This is a genomic window from Staphylococcus auricularis (assembly GCF_001500315.1).
GTDB classification, from domain to species: Bacteria; Bacillota; Bacilli; order Staphylococcales; family Staphylococcaceae; genus Staphylococcus; species Staphylococcus auricularis.
Window position 1 is genome coordinate 1 of sequence record NZ_LLER01000041.1, and the last position, 317, is coordinate 317.

General features: G+C 53.9%; 1 rRNA gene. It reads right to left on the reverse strand.

The annotated features are described in order from the left end of the window. Positions 1 to 317 (reverse strand): 16S ribosomal RNA (locus tag APS80_RS10405); the annotation flags it as partial.

Genomic DNA, 317 nt, shown 5'->3' on the forward strand with positions numbered 1-317 from the left:
CTGCTGGCACGTAGTTAGCCGTGGCTTTCTGATTAGGTACCGTCAAGACGCGCACAGTTACTTACGCATTTGTTCTTCCCTAATAACAGAGTTTTACGATCCGAAGACCTTCATCACTCACGCGGCGTTGCTCCGTCAGGCTTTCGCCCATTGCGGAAGATTCCCTACTGCTGCCTCCCGTAGGAGTCTGGACCGTGTCTCAGTTCCAGTGTGGCCGATCACCCTCTCAGGTCGGCTACGTATCGTTGCCTTGGTGAGCCGTTACCTCACCAACTAGCTAATACGGCGCGGGTCCATCTATAAGTGACAGCAAAGCC